This window comes from Streptomyces sp. NPDC041200 (assembly GCF_055591805.1).
Genome location: NZ_JBVIZF010000002.1, coordinates 894,502 through 907,903, shown reverse-complemented (window position 1 = coordinate 907,903; position 13,402 = coordinate 894,502). Strand labels below are relative to the sequence as shown.

Genomic DNA, 13,402 nt, shown 5'->3' with positions numbered 1-13,402 from the left:
CGGGGCAGGTCATGGCGCACGAGGGAAATCCGGCCGACCGTATGGGCGGCGGTATCGGCGGGGCGCTCGGCGTCGTCAGCCGCTACCGCCGCCCGCTGTACGGGTTCACGCTGGGCGTGTCCGGCCTGACCGCCGTGCTCGGCTTCGCGATCCTGGGCGGCGGGTTCGCGGCGGCGTGGGACGCCTTCGAGGCAGTCAGGGACTACGCGGACCGCAACATCGCCAACGAGGACTCCTACGTGGCCTACGCCGACGGTGGCCTGGCCCCGTTGGTCAGGGTCGGGGCCGTGGTGGCGCCGCTGTTGCTCGTGCTGGGGCTCCTCACCGTGTCCCTCCTGCACACCGCGTACGCCGTCGGCGACGCTCATGCCACGCGCGACGGCGGGCCGCTGACCACCGGCGAGTTGTGGCGGCGTACCCGTCGGCGGTTTCCCGCCGCCCTCGCGGTCAACGCGCTGACCGGGCTGGCCGTGGGCGCCGTAGAGGTGGCGGCCCTGGTGGTGTGGAGCCTCGTCGAGGCCGGCGAGGTGCCCGGCGTCGAGCGCACGCCCCTGGGAGAAACCGCGTCCCCGCAGTACACGCTAGTGGGTTGGGTGCTGCCGATCGCCATCGGCTGTCTCGGCCCGCTGCTGTACTCCCGCCTGGCGGTGGCCACCGCCGAAACGGTGCTGGAACGCCGTTCCCCGTTCGTGGCGTTGTACCGCTCGTGGGTGCTGACCCGCCGCGTACGGTGGCGCACCCTCGGCGTGGGCGCGCTGGTGACCGTGGCCGCCGTGCTCGTCTTCCTGCTGGCCCGGTACGCGGCGGCGCCCCTCGCCCACTTCGCCGGACTCGGCATGCTGTGGCTCAGCGACGACAACGTGTGGATGACCGGCGTGCTGGTGAAGATCCTGCCCACGGCCGTGGCGCTTCTCCTGCTGCCGCCGGTGGTCATGCCGCTGGTGTGCGCGGTGTTCGCACGTCTCCACGGAGAGCTGCGCGCTCATGAGGAGCGTGAGGAGAGCGCCAAGTCCGCTGCCCCGGTGTGACCGTGTGGCACACCGGGGCAGCGGGGCAGCGGACTTTCCCGGCTCAGCCGATGGGGTTCACGAAGGTGGCCGGGTGGGTGGCGCCGCGCTGGTCGACGAGCCCGCCCCAGGGCCAGTCCAGGGTGATCGACTTGGTCTCGTTCGGCGGGGTGATGACCGCGTAGGCGGGCGTCCAGGAGTTCTCGTCGTCCTCCGCGGCCAGGGCGAGGTTGATCGTGAACTCGGTGGTGTCCCCCGGGCCCAGGGTGATCGAGCTGTACTTGGCCGAGGAGCGCTGCAGCGACCAGTCCCCGCTGCCGTGCTCGGTGTTGAGGTCCACGCCCGGGAAGCCGCCGATCTTGCAGGTGCGGCCGCTGGTGTTGGTCAGCAGGACGCTGGTGGTCGTCGCGCCCTCCGCGTTCGGGTCCGGGACCGCGTCGTCGCCCGTGGCGAACGCCGCCTTCAGACCGGAGGTGTGGCAGCGCTGGACGGACTGCTTGGCCGCGAGCCCCGCCTTCGTGCCGGTGTCCGCCCCGGCCCCGGAGCCCCGCACCTCGGAGGAGCCCGCGCCCTCGCGGTCCGCGGCGGCCGCGGCCGAGCCCGCCTTGTCCGAGGTCTTCGCGCCTGCGGTGTCCGAGCCGCCGCACGCGGTCAGGGTCAGGGCAGCGGCCGCGGTGAGCGTCGCGGCGGCGATGCGCAGGGTGCGGCGGCGAGCGGTGCGGACAGCGGTGGTGGAGTTCATTTCGGGTCCCCCCCGGGACAGTTGGTGTCGTGGTTTCTCGGTACGTCACCCACTCTGTCCGGGGCCGCTACCGTGAACCTGCCGCTCCGCTGCCGCGCCGCTAACGTCCGGCTAACCGAGGTGTTCCGGCTCCTGCGCCGGTTCGCTGAGCTGCTCGCGCAGGTAGTTCCAGACCACCGCGATCAGCGCGGCGACCGGTACGGCGAGCAGGCTGCCCACGACACCGGCCAGGCTGCCGCCCAGCGTCACCGCCAGCAGGACCACCGCCGCGTGCAGGCCGAGCCCGCGGCTCTGGATCATGGGCTGGAACACGTTGCCCTCAAGCTGCTGCACGACCACGATGATCGCCAGCGCGATCAGCGCGTCCGTCGGCCCGTTGGCCACCAGCGCGATGAGCACCGCGACGAAGCCCGCGAACAGGGCGCCCACGATCGGCACGAACGCGGACACGAAGGTCAGCACCGCCAGCGGCAGCACCAGTGGCACGCCCAGGATCAACAGGCCGAGGCCGATGAAGACGGCGTCGAGCAAGCCCACCAACGCCTGGGACCGCACGAACGCGCCGAGCGTGTCCCAGCCGCGCGCGGCCACGGTGGGTATGTCGGTGGCGAGCCGACCGGGCAGCTGGCGGGCGAGCCAGGGCAGGAACCGCGGGCCGTCCTTGAGGAAGAAGAACATCAGGAAGAGGGCCAGGACGGCGGTGACCAAGCCGCCGACCACGGCGTTCACTCCCGTGACGACAGTGGTGACCATGCTGCTGGCGCCCTTTTGCAGGCGGGTGGCCGCGGCGTCCGACGCCTCCGCGATCTGAGCGTCGTTGATGTTCAGCGGTGGCCCGGCGGCCCACTCGCGCACCTTGTGCATGCCTTGGGTCACGCCGTCGACCAGCTCGCCGGACTGGGATGCCACCGGGACCGCGATCAGCGCCACGACGCCCGTGGCGACCAGGAGGAACAGCACGGTCACGGCCGACGCGGCCACGGCCGGAGGCCACCCGTGCCCGCGCAGAAAACGCGCCAGGGGCCAGGTCAGCGTCGTCAGGAGCAAGCCGACGATGAGTGGCCAGACGATCGACCACATCTGACCCAGGAGCCATAGGGCCACCGCGGTCATCACGAGAATCAGGAGCAAATCGACGGAAATACGCGCTGATGAGCGGAGTGCGGCGCGGGTTCTCGCGGAACTGATGGTGGCAGGCATGAGACCCCCGTACCCCGTTCACGCTTCGCTATCGCTGCTGCCCAGGAGCGTTTCAGAGCAACGCTTCTGGACGAATGTTCAGAGGTCCTCGTGTGACATCGCCGAGGCTGCCAACGCGCCGTGGGGCACGGCCGCGAGCTCGTCTACTAGGGTTCGCTGTCGAACTGTTCACCGACCGGGGGAGGTGCCGTGCGAGCGGCCGAACGCGCGGGAATAGCAGGCCATGCCGTCATTCTGACGGCCCTTCTCACCGGGGGGTGCGCGAACACGGAGGGCCCGTCTGACGCGGGGCGTCCCACCGCGACGGGGAGCCCGTCGGGCGCTCCCTCCACGGCGCCCGGCGTCGACGGCGAGGCCGACCCGGAGCGGGTTTTCACCGAAACCGAGCTGAAGGCCGCGCTCCCGTCCGCCGGGGCGCTGGGCAGGCACACGAAGGTCACGGCGCCGTACCTGGGTTTCTTCAACCGGTCCGGGGGTGGAGGCGACTGGAGCCAGTGCGAGGCCGGGAACGACCTGCGCCTGGAGATGGCGGGCTTCAAGGGGGCCAGCGTTCAGCAGACCGTGCACCCTGCACGCGTTCCGGAGAACGAACGGATCATCACCGTACAACTGGTGTCGATGCCCGCCGGGCGCACCGAGCGCTATCTGGAGATCCTGCGCCGGCTTCACGCATCCTGTCCGGACGTCACCGTCGACACGGAGGCCGCCCCCGTCCAGGAGCACCGCGAGGCCCAGGGTGTCGCCGCCCTCGGTGACGAGGCGCTGCTGGAGGTCGTGCGGCAGACCGGCGGTGACGAGTACGACGGCACTCCGTCCTATGCCGTCGACGTCCGCGTCGGAGGCGTACTCGCCATCGTGATGTCCGGCGGTGGCAAGGAAACCGGCATCTCGTTCGCCGCGCGGACCGCCCAGCGCATCCGGACCGCGTTGTACGGGGCAGGCGGGCCTTCGGAGTGATTCACCCTGGCCCGCCCTGGGAGCAGCCCGCGTGCCGACCGGCGTGACGGTCGGCACTTAGCATTGGCCCGGTGGACATTTCCAGGCTTCCCGCGGACGCGCGGCAGCGGCGCAGTTCCGAGATGCGCGACTTTCTGCGGTCGCGGCGGGCCCGGGTGACGCCCGCGGACGTGGGCATGCCCGCCGGCGGGGGTCGCCGTACGCCAGGGTTGCGGCGGGAGGAAGTGGCCGTGCTCGCCGGGGTGGGGGTGTCCTGGTACACGTGGCTTGAACAGGGGCGCGACATCAATGTGTCCGCCGATGTCCTGGACGCCATCGCGCGCGTGCTGCGGCTCGCCCCGGCCGAGCGCGAGCATCTGCATCTCCTCGCCGGCCTCAACCCGCCGCGCTCGGAACCGACCGCGCGCCATGTCCCGGACCAGCTGCGACGGCTGATCGAGGGCTGGCTGCCGCGGCCCGCGTACGTCATCGACCGGCACTGGAACATCGTGGCGGTCAACCGCGCCGCGCGGCTGGTGTTCCAGTGCAACGAGCACGACCACAACTGTCTCGTCAGCTTCTTCACCAACGCCCGCTACCGCACCGTCCTCCAGCACTGGCGGGAGGCGGCGCGAGAGATCGTCGGCCAATTCCGGGCGGACGCCGCCCGCTACCCGGACGACCCGCAGTTCGGCCGCCTGGCCTCCGACATGTGCACCGCCAGCCCCGCCTTCGCGGACATCTGGGCCGAACTTCCCGTGGGCAGCTCCTCCCACGGCACCAAGGCGCTGGAAATCCCCGGGGTGGGGACACTGACCTTCGAGTACACGGCGTTGCCCCTGCCCGAACTGGCCGGCCACCGCCTGTTGCTGCACACCCCCGCGCCCGGGACGGGAACGGAGGCACTGCTGGCGGCACTGCTGGAGACGCCGGCCCCCTCGATGGCCTGAGCCCGAAGCGCCGAGGCGCCGAGGTCCGCAGGCCCGCAGGCCCCGGGGTGGTGGTGTCGGACCCAGGTTCAGCCGACTCTGCCGGGCCCGTTCCCGCCGCCCGAGGATGACCGGCATGAAGCGATTCACGAACAAGACGGTTCTGATCACCGGCGGCACCAGCGGCATCGGGTTCTCGGCCGCGCACAGGCTCCTCGACGAGGGTGCCCATGTCGTCATCACCGGTCGCGACGAGGCCCGCCTCGACTCGGCCGTCGCCCGCTTGGGCGCCGGCTCGGAGCGAGTACTCGCCGTCCGCGCGGACGCCGCCGTCCAGACCGACCTCGACCTGCTCATGCGGCGGATCGAGAGGTGGCGCGGCGGCCTCGACGCGATCTTCGCCAACGCGGGCGTGGCGGTCTTCAAGCCGGGTGCCGAGATCACCGAGGCGGACTTCGACCACACCGTCGACATCAACTTCAAGGGCGTGTTCTTCACGATCACCAAGGCGCTGGGGCTGATGGGGGACGGTGGTGCCGTTGTCATCAACGCTTCCTGGACCCTCCACCGCGGCCTCCCCGTGTCCGCTGTCTACGCCGCCAGCAAGGCCGCGGTACACAACCTGGTGCAGACGCTCGGCACCGACCTCGCGCAGCGCGGCATCCGCGTCAATTCCGTGAGCCCCGGCTACATCGACACCGAGATGTACCGGAGGACCATCACCGACCCCGGCGCGGAGGCCGGCATCACGGCGGAGGTGCCGCTCGGCTCGCTCGGCCACCCGGACGACGTCGCCGCGGCCGTCGCCTTCCTGGCCTCCGACGACGCCTCGTACATCACCGGACAGGACCTCGTCGTCGACGGAGGGCTCGTGGGAGCGGCGCCCGTGGGGTTGCGGGGCTGACAGGCCGGGTCGCGGCCTCATACCGGAACACTTCTGAACGAACGTTCTGAACGTGCGTTCAGAAGTGAGGTACGCTGCCCGCATGCGACACCGCGAACAGCTCATGGCCGGGGCGAAGAAGTGCCTGGAGGAGCGGGGGTACGCCCGCACCACCTCGCGCGACATCGCCGCCGCCGCCAAGGCACCGCTCGGCACGATCAACTACCACTACAACTCGAAGGAAGCGCTGCTCAACGCCGCGCTCCTGGAGATGCTCCAGGAGTGGGGCGACAAGGTCCGCGCCCAGTCGGCGGCGGGGCGGCGGGTCGAGTCGATGTGGGAGCGGGTCGCCGGGTCCGAGGCGACGGACCGGCCGCTGCTGGTGGCCAGCGCCGAGGCGCTCGCGCAGGCCGAGCGCTTCCCGGAGATCCGGCAGCAGATCGCGGAGGCCTTCGAGCGGTCCCGTACGGAGATCGCGGCGGATCTGCACGGCATCGACGGCACCGACAGCGCGGAGGCGCGCGAACTGGCCCGCGCGGTCGGGTCGGTGCACATGGCGCTGGTGGCGGGGCTGACCCAGCAGTGGCTGATCGATCCGCAGCACGCTCCGTCGGCGCGGGAGGTGGCCGCGGGGCTGCGGAGGATCGCCGAGGACCTCGAATCCGGCGCGTCCGGCGCCTGACAGGGGGCAGCGGTGCCAGCCACGCGTCCCTTCACGCATCTCCACGTCCACACGCAGTACTCGCTGCTGGACGGCGCGGCGCGGCTGAAGGACATGTTCAGCGCCTGCGCCGAGATGGGCATGTCGCACATCGCCATGACGGACCACGGCAACCTGCACGGCGCGTACGACTTCTTCCAGCAGGCGACGGGCGCCGGAATCACCCCCATCATCGGCATCGAGGCGTACGTGGCGCCCGAGTCGCGGCGCCACAAGCGGGTGTCGAACTGACCCTGCTCGACCTGCCGCTGGACGACCCCACGACCTTCGAGCTGCTCGGGCGCGGTGACACCCTCGGTGTCTTCCAGTTCGACGGCAGCGCGATGCGGTCGCTGCTGCGCCTGATGAAGCCCAACCAGTTCGAGGACATCACGGCCGTCACCGCCCTGTACCGGCCGGGCCCGATGGGCATGAACTCGCACATCAACTACGCGCTGCGGAAGAACGGGCAGCAGGAGATCACCCCGATCCACCCGGGGGTCGAGGACGCTCTGAAGGATGTCCTCGGCATCACCTACGGCCTGGTCGTGTACCAGGAGCAGGTGCAGAAGGCCGCGCAGGTGCTCGCCGGCTACTCGCTCGGCTAGGCCGATCTGCTGCGGCGGGCGATGGGCAAGAAGAAGCAGGAGGTGCTGGACAAGGAGTTCATCCCGTTCCGGGACGGCTGCCGGGCGCGCGGCTATCCGGACGACGCCGTCCAGGCGGTGTGGGACGTGCTGGTGCCGTTCGCGGGCTACGCGTACAACAAGGCGCACGCGGCCGCCTACGCGCTGGTCTCGTACTGGACCGCGTACCTCAAGGCCAACTATCCGGCCGAGTACATGGCGGCGCTGCTGACCTCGGTGCGCGACGACAAGGACAAGTCGGCTGTCTACCTCAACGAGTGCCGCAAGATGGGCATCAAGGTGCTGCCGCCGGATGTGAACGAGTCCGAGGCGGACTTCACGCCGCGCGGGGACGACACGATCGTCTTCGGCCTGACCGCCGTGCGCAACGTCGGGCAGAACGTGGTCGATTCGGTCGTCCGGCGGCGGGCGGCCGCCGGGCGCTATGTCTCGTTCCCCGACTTCCTGGACAAGGTCGAGGCGGTGGCGTGCAACAAGCGGACCGTCGAGTCGCTGATCAAGGCGGGCGCGTTCGACGCGCTGGGGCATACGCGCAAGGGGCTGGCCGCGCGGTACGAGCCGATGGTCGACACGGTGGTGGCGGTCAAGCGGAAGGAGGCCGAGGGGCAGTTCGACCTCTTCGGCAGCGATGAGGGTGACGCGCCGGGCCTCGGGCTCGACGTGGAGTTCCCCGACGACGAGTGGGAGAAGGCGTATCTGCTCGCCCAGGAGCGGGAGATGCTCGGGCTGTACGTCTCCGACCATCCGCTCTTCGGCGTCGAGCACCTGCTCAGCGACAAGGCGGACGCCGCCATCGCCCAGCTGACGGGCGGTGAGCACGCCGACGGCGCGATCGTCACCATCGGCGGCATCATCTCCGGCCTGCAGCGCAAGATGACCAAGCAGGGCAACGCCTGGGCCATCGCCACCGTGGAAGACCTCGCGGGCTCGCTGGACTGCATGTTCTTCCCCACCGCGTATCAGCTGGTGTCCACCCAGCTCGTCGAGGACACGATCGTCCTCGTCAAGGGGCGGCTCGACAAGCGCGAGGACGTGCCCCGGCTGGTGGCGATGGAGCTGGCCGTGCCCGACCTGAGCGCCGCCGACGCCCCGCTGTGCCTCGACATGCCCGCGGCGCACGTCACCCCGCGGTCCGTCCAGCAGCTGAAGGAGATCCTCCAGGCCCACCCGGGCCCCAGCGAGGTGCGGCTGAGGGTCCGGGGCCCGGCGCGGACGACGGTCTACCGGCTGGGCTACCGGGTCAGCGCCCAGCCCGGGTTCTGGGCGGACCTCAAGGCGGCGGTGGCGGTGACGCGGGGCGCGTGAGCGTGGTCAGGGCTTGCGCCCCACGCCTCCGTACGCGTCCACCCCGGCCCCTTCGGTTTCCGGACGCCACCGCGTGATCGGGACGATGCCGGGGTCCAGCACCTCCAGCCCGTCGAAGAACGACGCGATCTCGTCCACCGGACGGACGTAATACGGCACCGCACCGCTCGCGTTGTACGCCGCCGAGGCCGCGATCATCCCCTCGCTGGTGGCGGTGGAATCGCCGATCACGAGGTAGCTGCCGGACGGCAGCCCCGCCATCAGACGGCCCACCAGGGAACGGACTTCGGCGGGCTCGGCGACGTGGCCCAGGACGTTCAGCAGCACGAGCGCGACCGGCCGGGTGAGGTCCAGCGTCCCGGCCGCCGCCGCGAGGACGGCGTCCGGGGCGTGGAGGTCCGCGTCGAGGTAGTCGGTGGCGCCCTCGGGGGTGCTGCTCAGCAGGGTGCGGGCGTGCACCAGCACGAGCGGGTCGTTGTCGACGTACACGATCCGCGCGTCCGGCGCGACGCGCTGCGCGACCTGGTGGGTGTTGTCGGCGGTCGGCAGCCCCGTCCCGATGTCCAGGAACTGCCGTACGCCGTGCTCAGCGGCCAGGAAGGTGACCGCCCGGGCGAGGAAGTGGCGGCTGGCCACCGCGACGTCGGCCAGGCCCGGGAAGATCTCCTTGATCTGGTCGCCGACCGCGCGGTCGGCCTCGTAGTGGTCCTTGCCGCCCACGAAGTAGTTCCAGAAACGGGCGGAGTGCGGCTTGGTGGTGTCGATGCGCTGCGCGACATCATCGGACACGGAGCGGGCTCCTGACGGGTGGGGTCCGTACGTAGGGACGATCTGCCGCCAAGCTAGCCGGAGTTGGGCACGCGCAGGGCCGTTTGGCGGGTTTGGCGACCAAGGCCTCAGTCGGGGGCCTCAGGCGGGGCGGGCGAGCAGCGCGCGCAGCGCCTTCGCGACGTCGGCGGGCGCCTCCTCGGCCATGAAGTGGCCGTACGACACGGTCGCGTGGTGCAGATCGGGCGCCCAGGCGCGCCACAGGGCCTCCGCGTCGAACCCGAGGGCGGCGCCCCAGTCCTGCTGGAGGACGGCGACCGGCATCCGCAGCCGGTGGCCCGCCTCCCGGTCGGCCCGGTCGTGGTCGGCGTCGATCCCGGCGGAGGCCCGGTAGTCGGCGACGATCGAGGGCACGGCGGCGCGACAGGCGTCCAGGTACGCGGTGCGGATGGGGGCGGGGATCGAGGCGGGTTCCGTGCCCCAGAGGTCGAGGAAGTGGCCGAAGAAGTCGTCCGGGGCGGCGGCGATCATCCGCTCGGGCAGGCCGGGGGGCTGCGCCATCAGGTAGAGGTGGAAGCCGACGGCCGCGGTGGTGCCGTGCATCGCCTCCCACATGTCCAGCGTCGGCAGCACGTCGAGGGCGGCGAGGTGGGTGACGGTGTCCGGGTGGTCGAGTCCGGCGCGGAAGGCGACCAGGGCGCCGCGGTCGTGCCCGGCCAGGGCGAAGCGGTCGTGGCCGAGCGCGCGGGCTACGGCCACGATGTCGGCGGCCATCGTGCGCTTGGCGTACGTGGTGCCGTCGTCGGCCTCGGCCGGTTTGTCGCTCGCGCCGTAGCCGCGCAGGTCGGGGCAGATGACGGTGTGGTCGGCCGCCAGGTCGGCCGCGACGTGCCGCCACATCAGGTGGGTCTGCGGGAAGCCGTGCAGGAGGACGACGGGGGTGCCGGTGCCGCCGACCGCGACGTTGAGGGAGACGCCTTCGTGGGCGGCGAGGCGGTGGTAGGCGAAGCCGGGGATGGTGGGGGCGACGGGGGTGGTGGGGATCTGCTGTGGCATGTGACGAGGCTGCCGCCCCTCAATCAGCGGCCAATCAGCAGCCGATCAGCGCCGGAGCGTACCGGGGTGTGGTTACGGTGGCCGGGTGACGTGGGAACGGGTCGCGTTCGGGGTGCTCGGGCCGGTGGTGGCGGAGGGCGACGGCGGCGCGCTCGCGTTGAAGGGGCCACGGCACCGGGCGGTGCTGGCGCGGCTCATCGTGGCCCGCCGCCGGGTCGTACCGGTGACGCGGCTGGTCGAGGACCTGTGGGACGAACCCCCGGCGGGGGCCGTGGGCGCCGTACAGACCTTCGTCGGCGCCCTCCGCCGCGCCCTGGAACCCGACCGTCCGCCGCGCGCCCGGTCCCGGCTGCTGGTCACCGAGGGCCCGGGGTACGCGCTGCGGGCGGCGCCGGACGCCGTGGACGCGTGGCGCTTCGAGGCGGCCGTGGGCGCCGCCGCGACCCTGCCGCCCGAGGCGGCGCTGCGACGGCTCGGCGAGGCGCTGGAGCTGTGGCGCGGTCCGGCGTACGCGGAGTTCGAGGCCGAGCCCTGGACCCGCGCCGAACGCTCCCGACTGACCGAACTGCGGCTCCGCGCCGTCGAGCAGCGCGCCGAGACCCTGCTCGCCCTCGGACTCCCCGCCGAGGCGGTCCCCGACCTCGACGCCCACCTGACCGACCACCCCTGGCGCGAGGACGCCTGGCGGCTGCTGGCCCTCGCCCTCTACCGCGCGGACCGCCAGGCCGACGCCCTGTCCGCCCTGCGCCGGGCCCGCACGACCCTGACCACCCAACTGGGCCTGGACCCCAGCCCCCGCCTCCGCCGCCTCCAGTCGGCCATCCTGGCCCAGGACCCGGCCCTGGACGCCCCCGGACCGGTGGAGGCGGCGGCGCCCGGCGCGGTCCCGCTGGCGGCGGTGCCCGGCGCGGTCCCGGTGACGGCGGTGCCCGGCGCGGTCCCGGTGACGGCGGTGCCCGGCCGGGCGGCGGGCCCCGGCACGCCCACCGGCCCACTGCCCCCCGCCGAGGCGGCGACCCGGGCCGCGCCCGAAGAGCCGCCCGAACCGGCGGCACCCGGCGAGCCAGGGGCCGGGGCGGCTCGGGTGTGGGCCGAGGCGGCCGCGGTCTACGGACGGACGGTCGGCGGCGGGGCGCGGGCTCGGCTGGAGGCGGCGGTCGGGCTTATCCGGAATCTCGCCGTGACCGGCGGCGGAGGGCTGGAGGCGGCCCGGCAGCACCGGTGGGCGGCCATCACCGCCGCCGAGGAGTACGGCGATCCGGAACTGACCGCGCGGGTGATCGGCGCGTACGACGTCCCGGCGATCTGGCCCCGTAGCGACGACCCGGAGCTGGCGGCGCGCATCGTCGGCGCGGCCGAGCGCGCCCTGACCGCGCTGCCCGAGGGCAGCGCGGCGCGCTGTCGGCTGCTGGCCACCGTCGCGCTGGAGTCGCGCGGCACCCGCTCCCCGCGTGGGCCCGAGGCGGCTCGGGAGGCCGAGGAGATCGCCCGGCGGCTGGACGATCCGGCGCTGCTGGTCTTCGCCCTGAACGGGGTGTTCATGCAGTCCTGCACCCGGGCCGGGCTCGCGCCGCGGCGGGACGCGATCGGGGCGGAGCTCGTCGCCGTGGCCGCCCGGCACGGGCTGGTGACGTACGAGGTGCTGGGCCACCTGGTCCGGCTCCAGGCGCGCTGCGCGTTCGGGGACTTCGCGGCCGCGGACGGCCACGCCGCCGCCGCGGACCGGCTGGCCGCGCGCCACGAACTGCCGCTCGTGGGCGTCTTCACCGAGTGGTACGCGCCGCTACGGCTCGCCGCGACCGGGCAGACGGCGCGGGCCGAGGCCACCTACCGGGCCGCGGCCGGCCGGCTGGCGGGAGCCGGGATGCCGGGGGTGGAACGGGGGCTGTTGCCGCTGGCGCTGCTGTGCCTGCGTCTGTCTGACGGTGAGCGCTCCGCGCGGGAGGCGGGCCGAGGCGTCGACCTGGACGCGGACTGGGGTCCGTACCGCCCCTGGGCCGAGCCGTTCGCCCTGCCCGCCGAACAGGCACGGGCGGCCCTGCGCGCCCTCCCGGAACCGCCCGCGGACCTGTTGTACGAGGCACTGTGCTGCCTGGAGGCGGCGGCCGCCCTGCGGCTCGGCGACCGGAACACCCTCCGACGCGCCCACGCCCGCCTCCTCCCGGCATCGGGCCAACTCGCGGGCGCGGGCAGCGGCCTACTGACCCTCGGCCCGGTGGACAACCACCTCTCCGCGATCACGTCAGCACTGAACGCCCGCCCGGCGGGGTGAGCCCCGGCGCAGCTCGGGACCGGCGGCCTGGGCGTCAGCCGCGTGCCACGCGGGAGGGTGCGGGCGGTCCGCGCCGCTCGGCCCCGGCAGCGGGGCACCAGCCGCGCGCCACGCGGCGCCGGGGGCAGGGCGTCCGGCGGGCCTCGGCCCCGGCGGCGGGGTCAGCCGCGCCCCGTGGGTGGGAGCCATGCCGGGGAGTGGTGGGCTCGGGTGGCGAGGTGGGTTGTGTAGGCCTCGCGGAGGGCGGCGGGGGTGGGGAAGCCCGGCTCGGGGGGTAGCCAGGCGTCGGGGACCGTGGACACGATCTCGCGGAGCAGGCTCGGCGTGACCCGGGGGGCCAGTTCGGCGTCGGCCGTCGGCAGGGCGGGGGCGCCGTGGGCCAGGGCGTGGTGGCGTAGGTCGTACGGCTTCGTCACCGCGGCCGCCGCCGTCTCCCACCGGTGGTGGAAGACCAGCGAGGCGCCGTGGTCGATGAGCCACAGCCGGGGCGGCCGGTGGCCGGAGGTGGGCCAGGTCATGAGGTTGGTGCTGTGCACCGTGCGGTCCACGTTGGCGGTGAGCGCGTCCAGCCAGAGGATTCGGGCGCACTCCAGCGGGTCGATGTCGAGCACGTCAGGGGTGAAGTCGGCGGCGCCCGGCAGGTAGTCCATGCCGAGGTTGAGGCCCGCGCTGGCGCGCAGCAGGTCCTGGATCTCCTGGTGCGGTTCGTCCGCGGCGACCGCGGGGTCGAAGTGCACCAGAACCAGCTCCGGTACGCGCAACCCCAGCCGCCGGGCGAGTTCGCCGACGATGACCTCGGCGACGAGCGCCTTGCGGCCCTGCGCCGAGCCGGTGAACTTGACGACGTACGTCCCCAGGTCGTCGGCCTCCACCACGCCGGGCACGGAGCCGCCGCCGCGCAGCGGGGTGACGTACCGGACGGCCGTCACCTCGCGCAGGGCACCCTTCACCTCACAC

Annotated in this window: 12 protein-coding genes and 1 pseudogene; 8 read left to right on the top strand and 5 right to left on the bottom strand. The window is 73.0% G+C overall.

The window, feature by feature from the left end:
- The first annotated feature begins 11 nt into the window (after positions 1 to 11).
- A complete protein-coding gene (locus ACZ6CL_RS09310) occupies positions 12 to 1,028 on the top strand; it encodes a hypothetical protein (RefSeq protein ID WP_468933136.1) in 1,017 nt (338 codons plus the stop codon).
- 43 nt (positions 1,029 to 1,071) lie between these two features.
- Here ACZ6CL_RS09310 and ACZ6CL_RS09305 read toward each other — a convergent pair whose 3' ends face one another.
- Together ACZ6CL_RS09305 and ACZ6CL_RS09300 are read right to left on the bottom strand one after the other, a co-directional pair.
- Entirely contained in the window at positions 1,072 to 1,749 is a 678-nt protein-coding gene (locus ACZ6CL_RS09305) for a DUF4232 domain-containing protein (RefSeq protein WP_468933134.1), read from the bottom strand.
- 111 nt (positions 1,750 to 1,860) lie between these two features.
- A complete protein-coding gene (locus tag ACZ6CL_RS09300) occupies positions 1,861 to 2,949 on the bottom strand; it encodes an AI-2E family transporter (RefSeq protein WP_468933131.1) in 1,089 nt (362 codons plus the stop codon).
- Positions 2,950 to 3,138: 189 nt separating this feature from the next.
- On the opposite strand from ACZ6CL_RS09300, the gene ACZ6CL_RS09295 reads away from it, so the two are divergent.
- The 6 genes and pseudogenes from ACZ6CL_RS09295 to dnaE form a co-directional block, all read left to right on the top strand.
- Positions 3,139 to 3,906 (top strand): hypothetical protein, encoded by a 768-nt coding sequence (locus ACZ6CL_RS09295; RefSeq protein ID WP_468933128.1) that lies wholly within the window; start codon positions 3,139 to 3,141, stop codon positions 3,904 to 3,906.
- Between the two features lie 71 nt (positions 3,907 to 3,977).
- Complete coding sequence (locus ACZ6CL_RS09290) at positions 3,978 to 4,835, top strand: helix-turn-helix transcriptional regulator (RefSeq protein WP_468933125.1); 858 nt, start codon at positions 3,978 to 3,980, stop codon at positions 4,833 to 4,835.
- A 115-nt stretch (positions 4,836 to 4,950) separates the two neighbouring features.
- Positions 4,951 to 5,718, top strand: coding sequence for an SDR family NAD(P)-dependent oxidoreductase (locus ACZ6CL_RS09285; protein ID WP_468933122.1), 768 nt, complete (start codon positions 4,951 to 4,953; stop codon positions 5,716 to 5,718).
- A gap of 82 nt (positions 5,719 to 5,800) precedes the next feature.
- A complete protein-coding gene (locus ACZ6CL_RS09280; protein ID WP_468933119.1) occupies positions 5,801 to 6,379 on the top strand; it encodes a TetR/AcrR family transcriptional regulator in 579 nt (192 codons plus the stop codon).
- A gap of 12 nt (positions 6,380 to 6,391) precedes the next feature.
- Positions 6,392 to 6,649 (top strand): PHP domain-containing protein, encoded by a 258-nt coding sequence (locus tag ACZ6CL_RS09275; RefSeq protein WP_468933354.1) that lies wholly within the window; start codon positions 6,392 to 6,394, stop codon positions 6,647 to 6,649.
- Positions 6,637 to 8,349, top strand: a pseudogene (gene dnaE, locus ACZ6CL_RS09270) (DNA polymerase III subunit alpha); the annotation flags it as partial. The gene ACZ6CL_RS09275 and the pseudogene dnaE, both read left to right, overlap by 13 nt.
- A 6-nt stretch (positions 8,350 to 8,355) precedes the next feature.
- On the opposite strand, the gene ACZ6CL_RS09265 reads toward dnaE, so the two are convergent.
- Together ACZ6CL_RS09265 and ACZ6CL_RS09260 are read right to left on the bottom strand one after the other, a co-directional pair.
- On the bottom strand, positions 8,356 to 9,138 hold the full coding sequence (locus tag ACZ6CL_RS09265; protein WP_468933116.1) for an SAM-dependent methyltransferase: 783 nt from the start codon (positions 9,136 to 9,138) through the stop codon (positions 8,356 to 8,358).
- A 120-nt stretch (positions 9,139 to 9,258) separates the two neighbouring features.
- Positions 9,259 to 10,173: an alpha/beta fold hydrolase gene (locus tag ACZ6CL_RS09260; protein ID WP_468933113.1), complete on the bottom strand. Its 915-nt coding sequence runs from the start codon at positions 10,171 to 10,173 to the stop codon at positions 9,259 to 9,261.
- An 85-nt stretch (positions 10,174 to 10,258) separates the two neighbouring features.
- Here ACZ6CL_RS09260 and ACZ6CL_RS09255 point away from each other — a divergent pair, with 85 nt between their 5' ends.
- Positions 10,259 to 12,445 carry a BTAD domain-containing putative transcriptional regulator gene (locus ACZ6CL_RS09255; RefSeq protein WP_468933110.1) on the top strand — a complete coding sequence of 729 codons (2,187 nt, stop codon included), beginning with the start codon at positions 10,259 to 10,261 and terminating at the stop codon, positions 12,443 to 12,445.
- A 161-nt stretch (positions 12,446 to 12,606) separates the two neighbouring features.
- Here ACZ6CL_RS09255 and ACZ6CL_RS09250 read toward each other — a convergent pair whose 3' ends face one another.
- On the bottom strand, positions 12,607 to 13,395 hold the full coding sequence (locus ACZ6CL_RS09250) for a HipA family kinase (RefSeq protein ID WP_468933108.1): 789 nt from the start codon (positions 13,393 to 13,395) through the stop codon (positions 12,607 to 12,609).
- Positions 13,396 to 13,402 lie beyond the last annotated feature (7 nt).

Bases quoted from the DNA above. Each gene is read 5' to 3' on its own strand.
- ACZ6CL_RS09305 (WP_468933134.1), bottom strand. From the start codon at position 1,749: ATGAACTCCACCACCGCTGTCCGCACCGCTCGCCGCCGCACCCTGCGC.
- ACZ6CL_RS09300 (WP_468933131.1), bottom strand. From the start codon at position 2,949: ATGCCTGCCACCATCAGTTCCGCGAGAACCCGCGCCGCACTCCGCTCA.
- ACZ6CL_RS09285 (WP_468933122.1), top strand. From the start codon at position 4,951: ATGAAGCGATTCACGAACAAGACGGTTCTGATCACCGGCGGCACCAGC.
- ACZ6CL_RS09310 (WP_468933136.1), top strand. From the start codon at position 12: ATGGCGCACGAGGGAAATCCGGCCGACCGTATGGGCGGCGGTATCGGC.
- ACZ6CL_RS09260 (WP_468933113.1), bottom strand. From the start codon at position 10,173: ATGCCACAGCAGATCCCCACCACCCCCGTCGCCCCCACCATCCCCGGC.
- ACZ6CL_RS09280 (WP_468933119.1), top strand. From the start codon at position 5,801: ATGCGACACCGCGAACAGCTCATGGCCGGGGCGAAGAAGTGCCTGGAG.